The 16,071-nt window shown below is 59.6% G+C and carries 19 protein-coding genes; 4 read left to right on the top strand and 15 right to left on the bottom strand.

Translation table 11 applies throughout. From position 1 onward, the window contains the following. Positions 1-2 precede the first annotated feature (2 nt). Both EGT36_RS15695 and EGT36_RS15690 read left to right on the top strand, forming a co-directional pair. Entirely contained in the window at positions 3-830 is an 828-nt protein-coding gene (locus EGT36_RS15695) for an inositol monophosphatase family protein (RefSeq protein ID WP_037092454.1), read from the top strand. A 30-nt stretch (positions 831-860) separates the two neighbouring features. Beyond that, positions 861-1,685, top strand: a complete 825-nt coding sequence (locus EGT36_RS15690) for an inositol monophosphatase family protein (protein WP_035210118.1) — start codon at positions 861-863, stop codon at positions 1,683-1,685. A 223-nt stretch (positions 1,686-1,908) separates the two neighbouring features. Here the strand turns inward: EGT36_RS15690 and EGT36_RS15685 are convergent, their stop codons facing one another. The 3 genes from EGT36_RS15685 to EGT36_RS15675 form a co-directional block, all read right to left on the bottom strand. Further along, entirely contained in the window at positions 1,909-2,613 is a 705-nt protein-coding gene (locus EGT36_RS15685; RefSeq protein ID WP_125270598.1) for an MFS transporter, read from the bottom strand. 137 nt (positions 2,614-2,750) lie between these two features. Further along, on the bottom strand, positions 2,751-3,086 hold the full coding sequence (gene grxD / locus EGT36_RS15680) for a Grx4 family monothiol glutaredoxin (RefSeq protein ID WP_004442454.1): 336 nt from the start codon (positions 3,084-3,086) through the stop codon (positions 2,751-2,753). A 146-nt stretch (positions 3,087-3,232) separates the two neighbouring features. Continuing rightward, positions 3,233-3,481: a hypothetical protein gene (locus EGT36_RS15675; RefSeq protein ID WP_004442452.1), complete on the bottom strand. Its 249-nt coding sequence runs from the start codon at positions 3,479-3,481 to the stop codon at positions 3,233-3,235. Between the two features lie 110 nt (positions 3,482-3,591). Between EGT36_RS15675 and EGT36_RS15670 the strand changes: the two genes are divergently transcribed. Continuing rightward, entirely contained in the window at positions 3,592-4,740 is a 1,149-nt protein-coding gene (locus EGT36_RS15670) for a hypothetical protein (RefSeq protein ID WP_125270525.1), read from the top strand. A gap of 117 nt (positions 4,741-4,857) precedes the next feature. On the opposite strand, the gene EGT36_RS15665 is transcribed toward EGT36_RS15670, so the two are convergent. The 4 genes from EGT36_RS15665 to EGT36_RS15650 all read right to left on the bottom strand — a co-directional run bounded on the left by EGT36_RS15665 (position 4,858) and on the right by EGT36_RS15650 (position 9,573). Continuing rightward, positions 4,858-5,091, bottom strand: a complete 234-nt coding sequence (locus EGT36_RS15665; RefSeq protein WP_003516012.1) for a BolA family protein — start codon at positions 5,089-5,091, stop codon at positions 4,858-4,860. Positions 5,092-5,107: 16 nt separating this feature from the next. Further along, positions 5,108-7,342 (bottom strand): phosphoribosylformylglycinamidine synthase subunit PurL, encoded by a 2,235-nt coding sequence (gene purL / locus EGT36_RS15660; protein ID WP_072494580.1) that lies wholly within the window; start codon positions 7,340-7,342, stop codon positions 5,108-5,110. A 114-nt stretch (positions 7,343-7,456) separates the two neighbouring features. Beyond that, on the bottom strand, positions 7,457-8,047 hold the full coding sequence (locus EGT36_RS15655; protein WP_037092460.1) for an acyloxyacyl hydrolase: 591 nt from the start codon (positions 8,045-8,047) through the stop codon (positions 7,457-7,459). A 107-nt stretch (positions 8,048-8,154) separates the two neighbouring features. Then, positions 8,155-9,573: an aminotransferase-like domain-containing protein gene (locus EGT36_RS15650; RefSeq protein WP_037092461.1), complete on the bottom strand. Its 1,419-nt coding sequence runs from the start codon at positions 9,571-9,573 to the stop codon at positions 8,155-8,157. A 93-nt stretch (positions 9,574-9,666) separates the two neighbouring features. Here EGT36_RS15650 and EGT36_RS15645 point away from each other — a divergent pair, with 93 nt between their 5' ends. Then, the gene (locus EGT36_RS15645) at positions 9,667-9,972 is read left to right on the top strand and encodes a DUF1127 domain-containing protein (RefSeq protein ID WP_022556485.1); all 306 of its coding nucleotides are present in this window, start codon (positions 9,667-9,669) and stop codon (positions 9,970-9,972) included. 272 nt (positions 9,973-10,244) lie between these two features. On the opposite strand, the gene EGT36_RS15640 is transcribed toward EGT36_RS15645, so the two are convergent. The 8 genes from EGT36_RS15640 to rpe all read right to left on the bottom strand — a co-directional run bounded on the left by EGT36_RS15640 (position 10,245) and on the right by rpe (position 15,963). Next, on the bottom strand, positions 10,245-10,649 hold the full coding sequence (locus EGT36_RS15640; RefSeq protein WP_004442434.1) for a hypothetical protein: 405 nt from the start codon (positions 10,647-10,649) through the stop codon (positions 10,245-10,247). Between the two features lie 78 nt (positions 10,650-10,727). Next, a complete protein-coding gene (gene purQ, locus EGT36_RS15635; RefSeq protein ID WP_004442432.1) occupies positions 10,728-11,399 on the bottom strand; it encodes a phosphoribosylformylglycinamidine synthase subunit PurQ in 672 nt (223 codons plus the stop codon). Positions 11,400-11,418: 19 nt separating this feature from the next. Beyond that, positions 11,419-11,661: a phosphoribosylformylglycinamidine synthase subunit PurS gene (purS, locus tag EGT36_RS15630; RefSeq protein ID WP_003507918.1), complete on the bottom strand. Its 243-nt coding sequence runs from the start codon at positions 11,659-11,661 to the stop codon at positions 11,419-11,421. Positions 11,662-11,715: 54 nt separating this feature from the next. Beyond that, a complete protein-coding gene (gene purC / locus EGT36_RS15625) occupies positions 11,716-12,480 on the bottom strand; it encodes a phosphoribosylaminoimidazolesuccinocarboxamide synthase (protein ID WP_004442430.1) in 765 nt (254 codons plus the stop codon). A gap of 205 nt (positions 12,481-12,685) precedes the next feature. Continuing rightward, the gene (locus EGT36_RS15620) at positions 12,686-13,249 is read right to left on the bottom strand and encodes an alpha/beta hydrolase (RefSeq protein WP_125270524.1); all 564 of its coding nucleotides are present in this window, start codon (positions 13,247-13,249) and stop codon (positions 12,686-12,688) included. Between the two features lie 80 nt (positions 13,250-13,329). Further along, positions 13,330-14,637: an adenylosuccinate lyase gene (purB, locus tag EGT36_RS15615; protein ID WP_035209982.1), complete on the bottom strand. Its 1,308-nt coding sequence runs from the start codon at positions 14,635-14,637 to the stop codon at positions 13,330-13,332. Positions 14,638-14,718: 81 nt separating this feature from the next. Further along, positions 14,719-15,225 carry a hypothetical protein gene (locus tag EGT36_RS15610; protein WP_125270523.1) on the bottom strand — a complete coding sequence of 169 codons (507 nt, stop codon included), beginning with the start codon at positions 15,223-15,225 and terminating at the stop codon, positions 14,719-14,721. A 60-nt stretch (positions 15,226-15,285) separates the two neighbouring features. Then, positions 15,286-15,963, bottom strand: coding sequence for a ribulose-phosphate 3-epimerase (gene rpe / locus EGT36_RS15605; protein WP_004442425.1), 678 nt, complete (start codon positions 15,961-15,963; stop codon positions 15,286-15,288). Positions 15,964-16,071: the final 108 nt, after the last annotated feature.

The following is a 16,071-nucleotide window of genomic DNA, read 5'->3' as shown; positions in this document are numbered from 1 at the left end:
CGATGACCCTTTCCGATAAAGATATCGATTTCCTCGTTACCACCGTTGCCGCAGCCGGTACGGATGAAATCATGCCCCGCTTCAGGAACCTGAGCGCTGGCGCCATCTCCGAAAAGACATCCGCCGTCGATCTCGTCACCGAGGCGGATGTTCTGGCCGAAAAGCTGATAACCGCAGCGCTGCTCGAGCGGTTTCCAAAGGCGCATATCGTTGGCGAAGAGGCCTATGACGCGGATCATTCCGTCATTCCCGCCCTTGCCGACGCGCCGCTTGCCTTCGTGATCGATCCCATCGACGGCACCTTCAATTACGCTTCCGGCTTTCCCGCCTTCGGTACGCTGCTCGCGGTCACCGTCAAGGGTGAGACCGCGGCTGGACTTATCCACGATCCCGTGATGGGGGACACCATCATTGGTCTGAAAGGCGAGGGCGCCTATCTCCACCGCAAGAACGGCTCGCAGGCAAAGCTGAAGGTTGCCGATCCCGCGCCACTGTCCGACATGGTCGGCCTCTTTTCTTGGGGTCACAGCCATCCGGATCGCCGGCCGGTGATCGCCGCCAATATGGCGAAGATAAAGATGGCATTGTCGCTTAACTGCTCCGCACATGAATATTGGCTCGCTTCCGCCGGCAATCTTCATTTCATCGGCCATGAAAAGCTGATGCCATGGGATCACCTTGCAGGCGTGCTCATCCATCAGGAAGCGGGTGGCTACACGGCGCGTTTCGACAACACGCCCTATCGGCCCGGCCAGACGACCGGGGGCATACTTTCTGCTCCCGACAAGGAAAGCTGGAAGATGCTGCGGCGGGAAATCGTCGCCTTATAAGATTTATGCTCAAATGGAAGGATCTCGCCCATGGCTCTCGAACTCGACATCGCCTCTCTTGCCAATGCGCTTCAGGAGGCTGCTGCGGTTGAAATCCTGCCGAGGTTCCGCAATCTGGGCGATGGCGACGTCAGGATCAAGACCGAAGCGATCGACCTGGTTACCGAGGCTGACGAGGCCGCAGAGCGGTTGATCCGCGCCCGCGTGCAGGAGATCATGCCGGATGCTCTGTTCATTGGCGAGGAGGCTGTGGCGGCCGATGCTTCGCTGCTTGGCAAGCTTGCCGATGCCGATCTGGCTGTCGTGGTCGATCCGATCGATGGCACCTATAATTTTGCGTCCGGCCTGCCGCTTTTCGGCGTGATGATGAGCATCATCTCCAAGGGCGAGACTGTCGCCGGCCTGATCTTCGATCCCATGGGCAATGACTGGGCCATTGCCGAAAAGGGCTCCGGCGCATGGCTGTGCAGCGCCGATGGCGCGCAGACGCAGATGTCGGTCGTGCCGGCGCCGGAACTGTCGCAGATGGTGGGTATCGCCAATACCGGCTATTTCGACGTGGAGACGCGCCGCAAGATTCTGGTGAACCTGGCCGATGTGCGGCTCTTCACCAGCTATCGCTGCGCCGCGCATGAATACCGCCTGTTCTGCGGCGGTCACATGCATTTCCTGATGTACAACAAGCTGATGCCTTGGGACCACCTGGCCGGCACATTGATCTCGCAGGAATCGGGCGCCTATGCCGCCCGCCTTGATGGCTCGCCTTATCTGCCACGCCATGTGGATGGCGGGCTGCTGCTGGCGCCTAATCAGGAGACGTGGGAATTGCTGCGCGAGAAGATTTTCACGGTCTGAGGCTCCGGATTCGTGGGGTGTGCACAACCTTCACCGTCATGCCGGACTTGATCCGGCATCCAGCTGCGGCGCGTCTGCGCGGAGGAAGGACCTTTTTCAGCCCAAGGGCTTGGGCTGGCTGGACCCCGGATCAGCTCCAGTGTGACGGCCGTCGGCGAGACCCACCAGCAAACAAAAAAGGGCGCGGAACAGAATTCCGCGCCCTTTTATTTTTCCATGTCCCTTAGCGGATCGGCTTGTTGTGGGCATGAAATAACACACCCTTTTCGCCGATCAGTACAAAGATCAGGCCGATAATGGAGACGACGAAGAAGCCCGCCACCATTGGCAGTGCGGTACCGTCGAAAGCCTGGCCGATGGCGGCGCCGATCAGCGAACCGCCAATGGTTCCCATGAAGCCGATCACCGAGGAGGCTGTGCCGGCGACGTGGCCAAGCGGTTCCATCGCCAGCGAGTTGAAGTTCGAGCCGATCCAGCCGAACTGGAACATGGCAAGCGCGAAGAACACGATGAAGATGGCGAAAGGCATCGGATCCGGTCCCAGCACCTGCACCACAAGCCAGATGTCGCGGACGATCGAGATGGTGATGACGCGTGTTGCCGCAGAACCGATGCCCTGAATGAAACGCAGGAGCAGCAGGCCGGAGAAGGACGGCACAAAAACAACCGCAAGCGCTGAAACGATGTAGATCGCAAGACCAAAGAGCATCGGCTTGCGGCGACCGAAACGGTCCGAGATCGGCCCATAGAGAAGCTGGGCGACGCCGAAACCGAGAAGGTAGGCCGAAATGACATATTGGCGATGGTTTTCATTCTCGACGCCCAGCGAGGCGCCGATTTCCTGAAGCCCGGGCAGCATGATATCGATGGCGAGCGCGTTCAACGCCATCAGCATTGCGGCCAGCGCAATGAATTCCGTACGCCCCATCGAGCCTGCGCGCGAAGCGGTGGATTGTGAAAGATTTGTCACAGGATTGCCCCAAAAAGAACGGCAAAGGCGTTGCATGAAGCAACGCCTGGCATAAATTTCTGACAATCAGGGTGGGCCGGATGAACCGGCCGAAATCAGGCCGCGCCGCGGACGCTGATACCCTGTTCTTGGAAGTGGCTCTGCAATTCGCCGGACTGGAACATCTCTCTCACGATGTCACAGCCGCCAACGAACTCACCCTTGACGTAGAGCTGCGGGATCGTCGGCCAGTTGGAATAGTCCTTGATGCCCTGACGGATGTCGGCATCGGCAAGCACATTGATGCCCTTGTAGTCGACGCCGAGATAATCGAGGATCTGTACCACCTGGCCGGAAAAACCGCATTGCGGGAATTGCGGGGTGCCCTTCATGAAAAGAACGATGTCGTTGCTCTTCACTTCGCTGTCGATCATGTCGTGAATGCCGCTCATAGGCCTGTTCCTTTCACATGCGGTTCAAGGCCGCTGCTTTCTGTTAGCCTCTAAATAACATGTCGTGGCGCGATTTCCACCCGTCGGAAGGAAAAAATGCGTGCCTCCTGCAACGCATAACGCGCCAAAAAACGGTCTTCCGACGCCTAGCGATATCTCTGCCGGCTGCGCGCGGCGGCGGTGCGTCTTTTGCTGACCTGTTTTTTGGCCGGCTTCGGTTTGACTGCGGCCTTGATTGCGGCTTCCAGAACGGAGCCGACAATACCGCCGGCGAGAGAACCGGTGCTTTTCGTTCGGCGTGCGCGGCGCGTCTTGCGGATGCCGGTCTTGGTGAGGACTTCCGACAAAGCGCCCTTGACGACGCCGTTTATCAGTTGATCGACGATGCCAGACAAATTTTCTCCGCCTTTAAATAAATCATATTTCCGTCGCGATTTTTACTATACGTGCATCGCCCACTGTATCAAGCGATCCTTTCGGGTGCCTCCAGCCCGAAGGTTTATGCATGCCGACCGTCACGTCACGACTTGTCCTTTATTTCCCGGGTTTCGATCCGCTGGATGCCGCTGCCCATCATCTGCGTTATCAGCGTGCCGCCGCGCTGGCAGGAAAAACATGGGCCGTGGATTATGCAGTGGGGCCGCTGGAGAACAGGCCGGGCGGCGAAACATTCACCGTGGAAGCCTCGTCAGGCGATTGGCGGACGCGTTCGGACATCATCGTCTATGATCATAATGCCGTCATCTCACAATTGCGGAATGCGACGGTCTGGCGGCAGATCTGGCAGGGCTTCAAGGCGGGAGCGGGCATTATCGGTGAGGGGGGCGCGGCGCGCTACTTCCGCCATGCATGGCGTTTTGGGCTGTTCTTTATTTTTCCGTTCCTGCTGATGCTTGCCGGTGGCGTGCTTGCGGCGGTGATTGGCCTGTCGCCCTGGCTTTTCGCTTTACCGCTGTGGCTGCTGGTGGCCAGCCTTCCGGCTGCGGCCCTGTTTTTCACCAAGGCTTTCCTGCCGTTTGCCGATCGCTTTCACACACTGCATCTTTATGCGGACTGGCGGTTCGCACTCGCAGTCGGCCGCGACGAGCCGATTGCCCGAGGCTGGATCGAAGAGAAGGCAGCGCTTGTCCTGAAGGCGCTGGAGCAGTCTTCGGATGAGGTTCTGGTGGTCTCGCACAGCATGGGCGCCAGCTTGGCCCTCGCGGTCATCGGCCGCGTGCTGGAGCTGAAGCCGGAGGCGCTGGATGGACGGAAGTTGTCTTTCGCAACGCTGGGTGGGGCGGCCTTGCAATGCGCGTTTCTGTCGAGCGCCGTGCGGCTTCGTCAGAGCATTGGCGCCATCGCACGTCACCCTCAGGTGACATGGTTCGATATCCAGTGTCTCACAGATCCGATCCATCTATATCGTTGCAACACGGTGGCGCTGACCGGTCATGGCGATGCGCCGCAACCGAAAATCGTGCCGATCCGCTTCAAGCGTTCGCTTTCACCGGAGCGTTACAAGAAGAACAAGCGGAATTTCCTCAGAATGCACCGGCAATATGTTCTCGGGCCTGATCGCAGGTCCGGTTACGACTTTACCCTGCTGACGGCCGGGCCTCTGCCAGCCGCCTCATTTGCCGATCTCGAGTCACAAACGCCGCCTGCTCTTTAGAGGTTTCGATAACGTCGAATATGAAAAGGCCCGCGTGGGACTATCACGCGGGCCTTTCTTTATTCTTCAGCCGTCAGGTCTTTCAGCCGATGGGACAGAGACCGGTGATCTCAGTCATCATTCGGGCGCCGAGGTCTGCAGGGCAAGGGCATGCAGGACGCCGCCCATATTGCCCTTCAGCGCGTCATAGACCATCTGGTGCTGCTGCACGCGGGTCTTGCCCTTGAATGCATCTGCCACGACTTCCGCCGCGTAATGATCGCCATCACCGGCCAGATCGCGGATCGTGACCTTTGCCCCGGGAATTCCCGCCTTAATCATGTCTTCAATGTCGCCGGGTTTCATGGGCATGATGTTTCTCCTTAATTCATTCTGCGGCGACTAGAGTTTCGCCGTCCATGAACTGAGGGAACCACGATTCATAGGCCGAGTGCAATTCTTTAATCTCGACGGCGCGCGCCGTGCCCAGCTTTACGGTGGAACCACCGGTAACGCCGATGTTGGCGCAGGAAACGCCGGCTGCCTTCGCAGCCGCCAGCACCTTGTCGAGATCACTCTTCTTCACGGTCAGGACGTAACGACCCTGATCTTCGCCATAGAAGGTGAGGACCGGGTTGTGGCCTTCGACCGCGTCGATGGTCGCGCCGATTCCGGAGGAAATCGCCATTTCGGCAACCGCGAGCGCCAGACCTCCCGAGGAGCAATCGTGAACGGCGGTGGCGAGGCCATCCGTGATGATGCCACGCACGAAATCGCCGTTCTTCTTTTCGGCGGCCAGATCGACATGCGGGGCAGGGCCGTCGATACGGCCATGGATATCACGCATGTACACCGACTGCGCGATGTGGGTGCCGAGGCCGGCAGGTGCGCCGACAAGCAGCACCGCTTCGTCAGCGGCGGCAAAACGGATGCGCGCCATGCGGCCCCAATCCTTCAGCAAGCCGACGCCGCCAATGGTGGGGGTTGGCAGGATCGCCTGGCCATTGGTCTCGTTGTAGAGCGAGACGTTGCCAGAAACGATCGGGAATTCCAACACGCGGCAGGCTTCGCCGATGCCCTTGATGGCATGAACCAGCTGACTCATGATTTCGGGCTTTTCCGGGTTGCCGAAATTCAGGTTGTCGGTGGCCGCGAGCGGCAGGGCGCCGGTTGCGGTAATGTTGCGCCAGCATTCGGCCACGGCCTGCTTGCCGCCTTCGAAGGGGTCAGCCTCGACGTAACGCGGGGTGACGTCGGAGGAGAAGGCGAGCGCCTTTTTGTCGTGGCCTTCGACGCGAACGACGCCGGCATCGCCGCCCGGAAGCTGCAGGGAATTGCCCTGGATCAGCGTGTCATACTGCTCGTAGACCCAGCGGCGCGAAGAATTGTTCGCCGAACCGACGAGCGATACCAGCGCATCGGCGATATCGGCAGCGGGGACGTCGTTTTCCGCAAGCGGGGCGGGCACCTTCGCGGGCGTCCACGGGCGGTCATATTCCGGAGCCTGATCGCCCAGTTCCTTGATCGGCAAGTTGGCGACTTCCTCGCCGTTGTGAATGACGCGGAAACGCAGGTCGTCGGTGGTCTTGCCGACGATCGCGAAGTCCAAGCCCCATTTCACGAAAATCGCCTTGGCGACTTCTTCCTTGGAGGGCTCGAGAACCATGAGCATGCGCTCCTGGCTTTCGGACAGCATCATTTCATAGGCAGTCATGCGCTCTTCGCGCACCGGCACGGCATTGAGGTCAAGCTCGATGCCGAGGTCGCCCTTGGCGCCCATTTCCACGGCCGAGCAGGTGAGGCCGGCGGCGCCCATGTCCTGAATGGCGATGACCGCGCCGGTTTTCATCAGTTCAAGGCAGGCTTCCAGCAGGCACTTTTCGGTGAAGGGGTCACCGACCTGAACGGTCGGGCGCTTTTCTTCGATGGACTCATCGAATTCGGCAGAGGCCATGGTCGCGCCGCCAACGCCGTCGCGGCCGGTCTTTGCGCCGAGATAAACCACCGGCAGGCCCACACCCTTGGCTTCCGAGAGGAAGATCGCGTCGGACTTGGCAAGACCGGCGGCAAAGGCGTTAACGAGGATGTTGCCGTTATAGCGCGGATCGAATTCCACTTCGCCGCCAACCGTCGGCACGCCGAAGGAGTTGCCGTAGCCGCCAACACCGGCAACGACACCGGCCACGAGATGGCGGGTCTTCGGGTGGTCGGGCGCGCCGAAACGCAGGGCGTTCATGGCGGCAATCGGGCGTGCGCCCATGGTGAAGACGTCACGCAGGATACCGCCGACACCGGTCGCCGCACCCTGATAGGGCTCGATATAGGAGGGGTGGTTGTGGCTCTCCATCTTGAAGACGACGCAATCGCCATCGTCGATATCCACAACGCCGGCATTTTCACCGGGGCCCTGGATGACGCGTGGTCCCTTGGTGGGCAGGGTCTTCAGCCACTTCTTGGACGACTTGTAGGAGCAGTGCTCGTTCCACATGGCCGAGAAGATGCCGAGCTCGGTAAAGCTGGGCTCCCGTCCGATCAGGTCGAGGATACGCTGGTATTCGTCGGGCTTCAGCCCGTGGGATGCAACGAGTTCCGGGGTGATCTTGATGGAGTTTGGAATCGACATAGGTCTCACGCGGTTCGAGCCGAGGGAAGTTTCCGGTTCTTTAGCGCAAGAGGCTCAAAGGTGCGACAGGAAAATGCGCGGTTTTACCCGCAAAACGCTGCTTTCTTGGCTTCTTCAGAACCTGTAGCCGACCATGAGGCCGACGCGGGTCAGTCCGTCATTGGGCCCATCGCACAGATTGGCATGTGATGCATGCTCGATCTGGGTCGAAATATTCCAGTTATTATCGAAACGATAGCCGATCGCCGCATATTCGTGGAAAAGCACCCGGCAGCCGAATTCCGCACCGGTTTCGCCGGCACTGTTTCTCAGCTTGCCATCATGCCAGAGGCCGCCAAAACCGAAATCGAGAAAGATCTTCGGGTTGAGATCGAAGGTCCAGTTGACGCCGCCGTAAATGGTATTCGCCGAGCCCTCAGTGCCGATCTCGCCACCGATATGCAGCCGTGGGCGGGAGAGTTTTTGGCCGAGCGTTACCGCAGATGCACTGGCGAAGGGATCAAAATAGGCAGTGAAGGCCGGAAAGACGCCATCCTCACCGCCATTGTCGTGATTGGAGATTGAGGTGGTTGCGCCGAAGCGCAATTCGTCGAAGACGGTGCCTTCCGCAGCACTGGCGGGCATGGTGCCGATCAAGACACATGCCGCAAGAAGGATCGCCAGCGCGAAACACGCCCTCACACCTGTGGAATCGAATGCTGCCATCGAATCATTCCCCACCTCGAATTGCGGAAAGGATGGCAGGTTTGTCGGTTTGGTAAATGATAAGTTACTGAATTAGGCCGGGTGTTGCAGGAAAGACTCTCCGCCCTCTAGGCAACGCTTTCGTAACCGGCCGAGCCGTTGTCGAGCAGGTGGCGCAGGATGCCAAGGGCATGGGTCAACTCTTGCTGGTTCGATGGACCAGAAAGGCTGACACGCACCCGATGGAAAACCTTGTCGGTGCGGCCGGCCTTGAACTCATCCTCGTCATCTATCAGCACGCCTTCTTTCATCGCCGCGTTTCGGAACGTGCCGGAAAGCCAGGGTTCGGGCAGTCTCAGCCACAGGAAGGCGATATCGGGCAGCGAATTGAAATCCAGCCCGGCAAAGGCCCGCCGGGCAATCGCCTCGCGCTGATTGATCTCGGCGATACAATCCTTGCGAATGTCGTCGGCGTCACCGCTGTTGACGAGGCGGGCATTCACTTCGGCCAGCATGAAGGGCAGACCGCCTGTCAGCATCGAGTGGGAAATGCGGATGCGCGACGAATATTGCGCCGGGCAGGCGACCCAGCCGCCACGAACGCCAGCGGCAACGGATTTAGACAGGCCGCCGACGACGAAGGTAATGTCGGGCGCAAATTCTGCGATCAGCGGGATCGCCTCACGCGTCATCGCGCCATAAAGATTGTCCTCTACGACCCAGACACCATACCGGCGGGCAATATCGGCTATCGCACGGCGACGCTCTTCCGGCAGCGTGGCGCAGGTCGGGTTCTGGCCGGCGGACATCAGGAAGATCATCTTGGGATGCTGCTGGGCGCAGACGCGCTCAAAATCGTCAGGGACAATGCCCTTTTCATCCGCTTCAACCAGCGTCACCCGCCGTCCGGCAAGTGTGGCGCTGCGGCTGATATGGGAATAGGTCACGGGTTCGAAGACGATACGGTCTCCCGGGGCGGTCATGGCCGTCACCACACTCATCACCGCCGCATGGGCGCCAAGCGTCGAGACGATGTTTTCCGGTTTTGGCGACCAGCCGTTCTGGGAAAGCCAGCGAGCGCCCGCCATGCACCAGTTGTCAGGAAAGGAACGGGCGTAATTGGTGACGTCGTAAGCATGTTCGCGGGCGACAGCCTCGATATGTCTGGCGATCAGCACGCTCTGGCCGACATCGGGTGCCGCCGTGGTGTTGAGCCGGAATTCGGCGCTGCTATCGACAGCGTGGCGTGTGCTGCCGAACGCTGCCGCCGCCGTCTCCATGGGCGCTGAGGGGGCCGGGGTCTTGCGCTCATTGACATAGGTGCCGCGGCCGACCTCACCGCTGACCAGGCCGCGCTCGTGGATAAGCGCGTAGGCCCGGCTGATTGTACCTATTGTCACGCCGAGGTCATAAGCGAGGTTGCGCTGTGGCGGCAATTTCGAGCCCGCCTGCAGGGTGCCATCGGAAATTGCACCCTCGATACTGTCGGCGAGGCGCAGATATATCGGGCCATCGCCCACAGTGAGATCAGGAAGCCAATTTGTCATGGTGACAATTTATGCATTGTATCTCTTCGCAAGTCAATTGTATTTATTGTATGCATTCAATTAAGACAAACGCACGGAGACAATAGGTGCAATATGCGCAAGATGGATCAATACCTTTCGACAGCGGATACGCTCTATCCTGATGGCTACGAACGGGAACGCGTGTTCCGCGATGCCGGCGACATGGTCGCACCGGCGCCTTTTCCGGCCAAGATCGCCAGCACGCCAATTGGTCGCCTGATTGCGGGCATGTTCAACTGGCACCGGAAGCGGCAGGGACGGCTCGCTTTGCGGGAACTGTCTGATGATCTTCTGGAAGATATCGGCGTAACGCGCGATGAAGCCCTGAAGGAAGCGGCGAAATCCCAGCTTCTTTCATGGCCGACACGGCCGCTTTAATTTTTTGCCGGAGAGCGGCGCCTTCTTTCCCCGGCGCCATCAAGCCGTGCGGCAGCCCGCCACGCCATTCCCAACCGGCGTTGGCGGGTTTTTTTATTTACGTCCCTTAGAGCAGCTTCGGCAAATTGATAAATGGTACGTGGCAAGAGCTTCTTGTGCCGGCGTCTGCCTTTTGCCGAGCGTTCCCCTTTCCTCATTCCTGTGACAAGCACAGGAATGAGCGACGCGGATACGTCTCGCCCGATATGCAGGGCTAGAATACTACGATGAGATCAGCAGCCTTTGCCGCCATTCGCCCAGCGCTTGACGTCGGTTGCGATGCGGCTGGAAATGGCCTCGTTCATCACCGGGCCAAAAGCGTCGAGCTTTGCCGGGTTGCCTTCGGCCTGAACGACCAGCATGGGCCGCGATTCCGGACTGTTGCGCGGCACGAGCAGGATGCGCGGACGGCCTGAGAAGGAATTGAGTTCAGGGGCCAGACGATAGGCCTTGAAAGCCGCATCCCCCGATTTGAACCAGCAGGCATTCGCGCCAAGCGCTATCCGTTCCATTGTGGGGAGAGCGGCGCGGGAGACCGAGGCTGTCGGCTGTGGTTTCGGCTGACAAGCAGCCAAGGTCGCCGCAGCTAGAAACAATCCGGTCGCCTTGAGGGTATTCGATCGACGGGCAAAAGACATCAGGTCATCCAGAAGAGAGGGCCAAAACGACGCCGTCAGCCGGCATCAAAAAAGGCGGGCTCAAAGCCCGCCCGTCTGTCAGGCTGCGATGACGCCAAGCGCCGAAGCGAAGAGGCCGCGGCCGTCATTGCCGCCATGGGCGGCTTCGATCAGGTTTTCCGGATGCGGCATCATGCCGAGAACGTTGCCCTTGGCATTGATGACGCCGGCAATGTCGTTCAGCGAGCCGTTCGGGTTGGTGCCTTCGGCATAACGGAACACGACCTGGCCGTTGCCCTCGACCGATTTCAACTCATCCGCATCGAGGAAGTAGTTGCCATCGTGATGGGCGACGGGGCAACGCAGGATCTGGCCCTTGTCGTAAGCACGGGTGAAATCGGTGTCGTTATTGGCGACTTCGAGCTTCACTTCGCGGCAGACGAATTTCAGCGAGGCGTTGCGCATCAGGGCGCCCGGCAGCATGCCGGCTTCGACCAGAATCTGGAAGCCGTTGCAGACGCCGAGAACCTTCACGCCCTTTTCGGCCTTCTCGCGGATGGCCTGCATGACAGGCATGCGGGCGGCAATCGCGCCGCAGCGCAGATAGTCGCCATAAGAGAAGCCGCCGGGAATGACGATCAGATCGACATCGGGAATATCCGTCTCCGTCTGCCAGATGGTGACAGGCGCCTGACCGGAAATTTTCGTCAGAGCCGCGATCATGTCGCGGTCGCGGTTGAGGCCGGGAAGTTGGACGACAGCGGATTTCATGGACGGCGGCTCCTGGAGCTTAGAGAATGGCGATGGCGTAGTTTTCGATGACCGTGTTGGCCAAGAGCTTTTCGCACATTGCCTTCAGATCGGTTTCGGCCTTCGCCTTGTCGGCGCCTTCCAGTTCCAGATCGAAAACCTTGCCCTGACGGACATGGCCGACGCCACCAAAACCGAGGCTGCCAAGCGCGCCTTCGATTGCCTTGCCCTGCGGATCGAGAACGCCGTTCTTCAGCGTAACAGTCACCCGTGCCTTGATCACCTGATCTTCTCCTGATTTTACCCTACGAGGCCAATATTATTTCACGAGCCGATATTACTTTACCAGAACAGGACCGGTGCCGCGGATCGGTTCGTTTTCATTGATGATGCCGAGACGGCGCGCCACTTCGGAATAAGCTTCCAGAAGACCGCCCAGATCGCGTCGGAAGAGGTCCTTGTCCATCTTCTTCTGGGTCTCGATGTCCCAGAGACGGCAGCTGTCGGGCGAAATCTCGTCGGCGAGGATGATGCGCATCATATCGCCTTCGAAGAGGCGGCCACATTCGATCTTGAAATCGACGAGCTGAATGCCGACGCCGAGGAACAGGCCGGAGAGGAAGTCGTTGACGCGGATGGCGAGCGCCATGATGTCGTCAAGCTCGGCAGGGTTGGCCCAGCCGAAAGCCGTGATGTGCTCTTCGGAGACCATCGGGTCTTCGAGCTCATCCGACTTGTAATAAAACTCGATGATCGAGCGTGGCAGCACCACGCCTTCCTCGATGCCGAGGCGCTTGGAAAGCGAGCCGGCGGCGACATTGCGCACGACGACCTCGAGCGGGATCATCTCCACTTCCTTGATCAGCTGCTCGCGCATGTTGAGGCGGCGGATGAAGTGGGTGGGAATGCCGATCTTGTTCAGATGCGTGAAGACGTATTCGCAGATACGGTTGTTCAGCACGCCCTTGCCGTCGATGACTTCATGCTTCTTCTTGTTGAAGGCGGTCGCATCATCCTTGAAGAACTGGATAAGCGTGCCTGGCTCCGGACCCTCGTAAAGGATCTTGGCCTTGCCTTCGTAAATACGGCGGCGACGGTTCATAATTGCAGGTCTCTTGGTTGACGCCGATTCTGGTGGCGTTGCGTTTGGTCTTTGAAGCGGTCCCATAAAGGAAAAGAGTGCATTCTACAATGCGGCTGGCATATTTCCCTTCAATTCTTGTGACAGGGCCGCCGAAGTGTTTCATCCGCAAAACCGGGCCGCGGCAGGGGCGGGGGGCGATGCGGATTTCAGTTGGCGGCTCTCGTCATGGCTCGACGCCTTTGAGGCGGCTCAGGAATTGCGCGAAGACCATGCCGCCCTCCGGCCACGGGCCCTGCCCGGACTCGGCATTGATGTGGCCGGACATGCCGGCATCGATCAAAAGCGAACCCCAGGCAGCAGCGATGTCGTCGGCGTGTTCATAGGAGCCGAAGGGATCGTTGCGGCTGGCGATGGTGATCGCCGGAAAGGGCAGCGGATCGCGCGGGTAAGGCCCGAAGGTCATGAGATGCTTCGGCCTGATTTCGGGATTGGCGACATCAGGCGGCGCAACGAGAAGCGCGCCGGATACCTTCTTGCCGATTTCAGGCAATGCGTGGATCACCGTTGGAACGCCAAGCGAATGGGCAACAAGGACGACGGGCCTGGTGGAGGCGTTGACCTCCTCTACCAGCCTGGCGACCCAGTCTTCCTTCACCGGTTTCGACCATTCCGCCTGCTCGACACGGCGGGCGGTGGAGAGCTTGCGCTCCCAGCGGCTCTGCCAGTGGTCCGGGCCGGAATTGGTATAACCGGGGACGATCAGGATATCTGCTTCTGAAACTTTCATGCGCCATATCTGTGTTGTGATGCCGCCGCGATCAAGGTCGCGGCGGCATTAACGTCAAGCTCTCGGGTTCAGCTCAAGTCTCAGGCGTTGCCGAAGACGCGGGCGAAGATCGTATCGACATGCTTGGTGTGGTAACCGAGGTCGAATTTTTCGCGGATGACCTCTTCGGCGAGAGCAGCGCGCACTTCCTCGTCACCCAGCAGTTCCTCAAGGAAATCCGCACCCTGTTCCCAGACCTTCATGGCATTGCGCTGGACCAGACGATAGGCGTCTTCGCGCGATACGCCGGCCTGCGTCAGCGCCAGGAGAACGCGCTGCGAATGCACGAGACCACGGAACTTGTTCATGTTCTTCAGCATGTTGTCCGGGTAGATCACCAGCTTTTCGATGACGCCTGCCAGACGGTTCAATGCGAAGTCCAGAGTGACTGTCGTGTCGGGGCCGATGGCGCGCTCCACGGAGGAGTGGCTGATGTCGCGCTCGTGCCAGAGGGCAACGTTTTCCATGGCCGGGACGACCGACATGCGCACCAGACGGGCGAGGCCGGTGAGGTTTTCAGTGAGAACCGGGTTACGCTTGTGCGGCATGGCCGACGAGCCCTTCTGGCCGGGAGAGAAGAACTCTTCCGCTTCCAGAACTTCGGTGCGCTGCATGTGGCGGATTTCGATGGCGACGTTTTCAATCGACGAGGCGATGACGCCAAGGGTGGCGAAGAACATGGCGTGACGGTCACGCGGGATGACCTGCGTGGAAACCGGCTCGGGGATGAGTCCGAGCTTTTCGCAGACATGTTCCTCGACGCGGGGGTCGATATTGGCGAAGGTGCCGACAGCGCCGGAGATTGCGCCGGTGGCGATTTCCGCACGGGCATTCACAAGGCGCTCACGGTTGCGATGCATCTCGGCGTAGAAGCGGGCGAAGGTGAGGCCCATCGTCGTCGGTTCGGCATGGATGCCGTGGCTACGGCCGATGCGCACCGTGTTCTTGTGTTCGAAGGCCCGGGTCTTGAGAGCCGCGAGCACCCGGTCCATGTCGGCGAGCAGCAGATCGGCGGCGCGCACGAGCTGGATGTTGAGCGTGGTATCGAGCACGTCCGACGAGGTCATGCCCTGATGCACGAAGCGGCTGTCGGGACCGACAAATTCTGCGAGATGGGTGAGGAAGGCGATGACATCATGCTTGGTGACGGCCTCGATCTCATCGATGCGGGCGACGTCGAAGGTGGCGCTGCCGCCCTTTTCCCAGATGGTCTGGGCTGCTGACTTCGGGATGACGCCGAGCTCGGCCAGCGCGTCACAGGCATGCGCCTCGATCTCGAACCAGATGCGGAATTTTGTTTCCGGCGACCAGATGGCGACCATTTCCGGCCGGGAGTAACGAGGGATCATGGCAATGACTTTCTTAGTAGAGGAAATTTGCTGCCCGTTTAGCAAAGTGTTCCGCTAATCTCAATCTATCAAGCTGCATGCCTACGCCGCTTGCGGTGCACGCCGGCAGAGCATTGCCCCTGCGGGCACGAGCGGAAGTGCGGCGAAGGGAAAATAAAGACCATGTCCCAGAACGACGAACTGGTAGACTGCACCGAGCGACGTGAAAAGCTGCTGAAAAAACCAGATGCGGGAAAAGGTTGGCGCATGCCATTGCGCATAAAAGATGCGGTACTCGAACGCGAACAATGCTGCCGCCACGGCGAGCGTGAAGAAAGCGATTGCGAGACATGCTGTCGCAAGACGCAATTGTTGGGATTTTAAGGCAGGGAGAACGCGCAATGCTGCCAGCGCCAGCAGCCAGCCGAAAAATCCGCCCGTGAAGAAAAGCGTGATGATATCGGCGACGTGATCGGTTTCCAGCCTGTTACGGGCATAGAGGCCGATGGCGGCCGACGCCGCTGAACAAACGCTCCAGCCAAGCGCGCCAAGCAGAATGAACAATGCTGGAAGAGCCCTGTCGCGGAAATTCCGCCTGCCGCTTTCCATGACATTCCCCCCGACGCCTCGTTGTGCCGCATCCGGCTTTCCGCATTCGGCGGTGACGGATTACGCCCGTCCGGCTTCCGCGGCCGTGCGCAGGAGGGCGATCGTCTTGCGATAATCCTCCACGCCATCGCCTTTGAATACTGCGGAGCCCGCTACCAGTGCATTGGCGCCGGCGGCGATGATATCTCCTGCGGTCTGCGCCGTCACGCCGCCATCCACTTCCAGTTCGATCGGCCGCTGACCGATCATCGCCTTGGCTGCGCGGATCTTGTCGAGCATGGCGGGAATGAATTTCTGGCCGCCGAAGCCGGGATTGACGCTCATGATCAGCACGAGGTCGACATCATCGAGCACGTTTTCGATAACGGAAAGCGGCGTTGCCGGGTTGAGCGTGACGCCAGCCTTCAGGCCCAGTCCGCGAATGGTCTGGAGAGAGCGGTGCAGGTGGGGGCCGGCCTCCGCATGCACCGTGATGCTGTCACAGCCGGCCTTGGCAAAGGCTTCGAGATAGGGATCGACGGGGGCGATCATCAAATGGCAATCGAAGAAGGCATTGCTGTGCGGCCGAAGCGCCTTGATGACATCGGGCCCGAAGGAAATGTTCGGCACGAAATGCCCGTCCATGACATCGAGATGAATCCAGTCCGCGCCGGCCTCGGTGACATCGGCGACTTCCTGTCCGAGCTTGGCGAAATTGGAAGCCAGGATCGACGGTGCTATCCGGATGGGCAGGGACATGGGCAAACTCCTCTCGACGCGTTGCGTAAGTTTGCCTTTAACACCATGCATCGGGGTTTGAAACGGTCAGCGGTGAGGTTGCTGATGGTTTTCCGCTGCCGCTCCGCG

It is taken from the genome of Agrobacterium sp. FDAARGOS_525, assembly GCF_003938925.1.
GTDB classification, from domain to species: Bacteria; Pseudomonadota; Alphaproteobacteria; order Rhizobiales; family Rhizobiaceae; genus Agrobacterium; species Agrobacterium pusense.
This window is presented reverse-complemented; position numbering and strand designations above follow the sequence as displayed.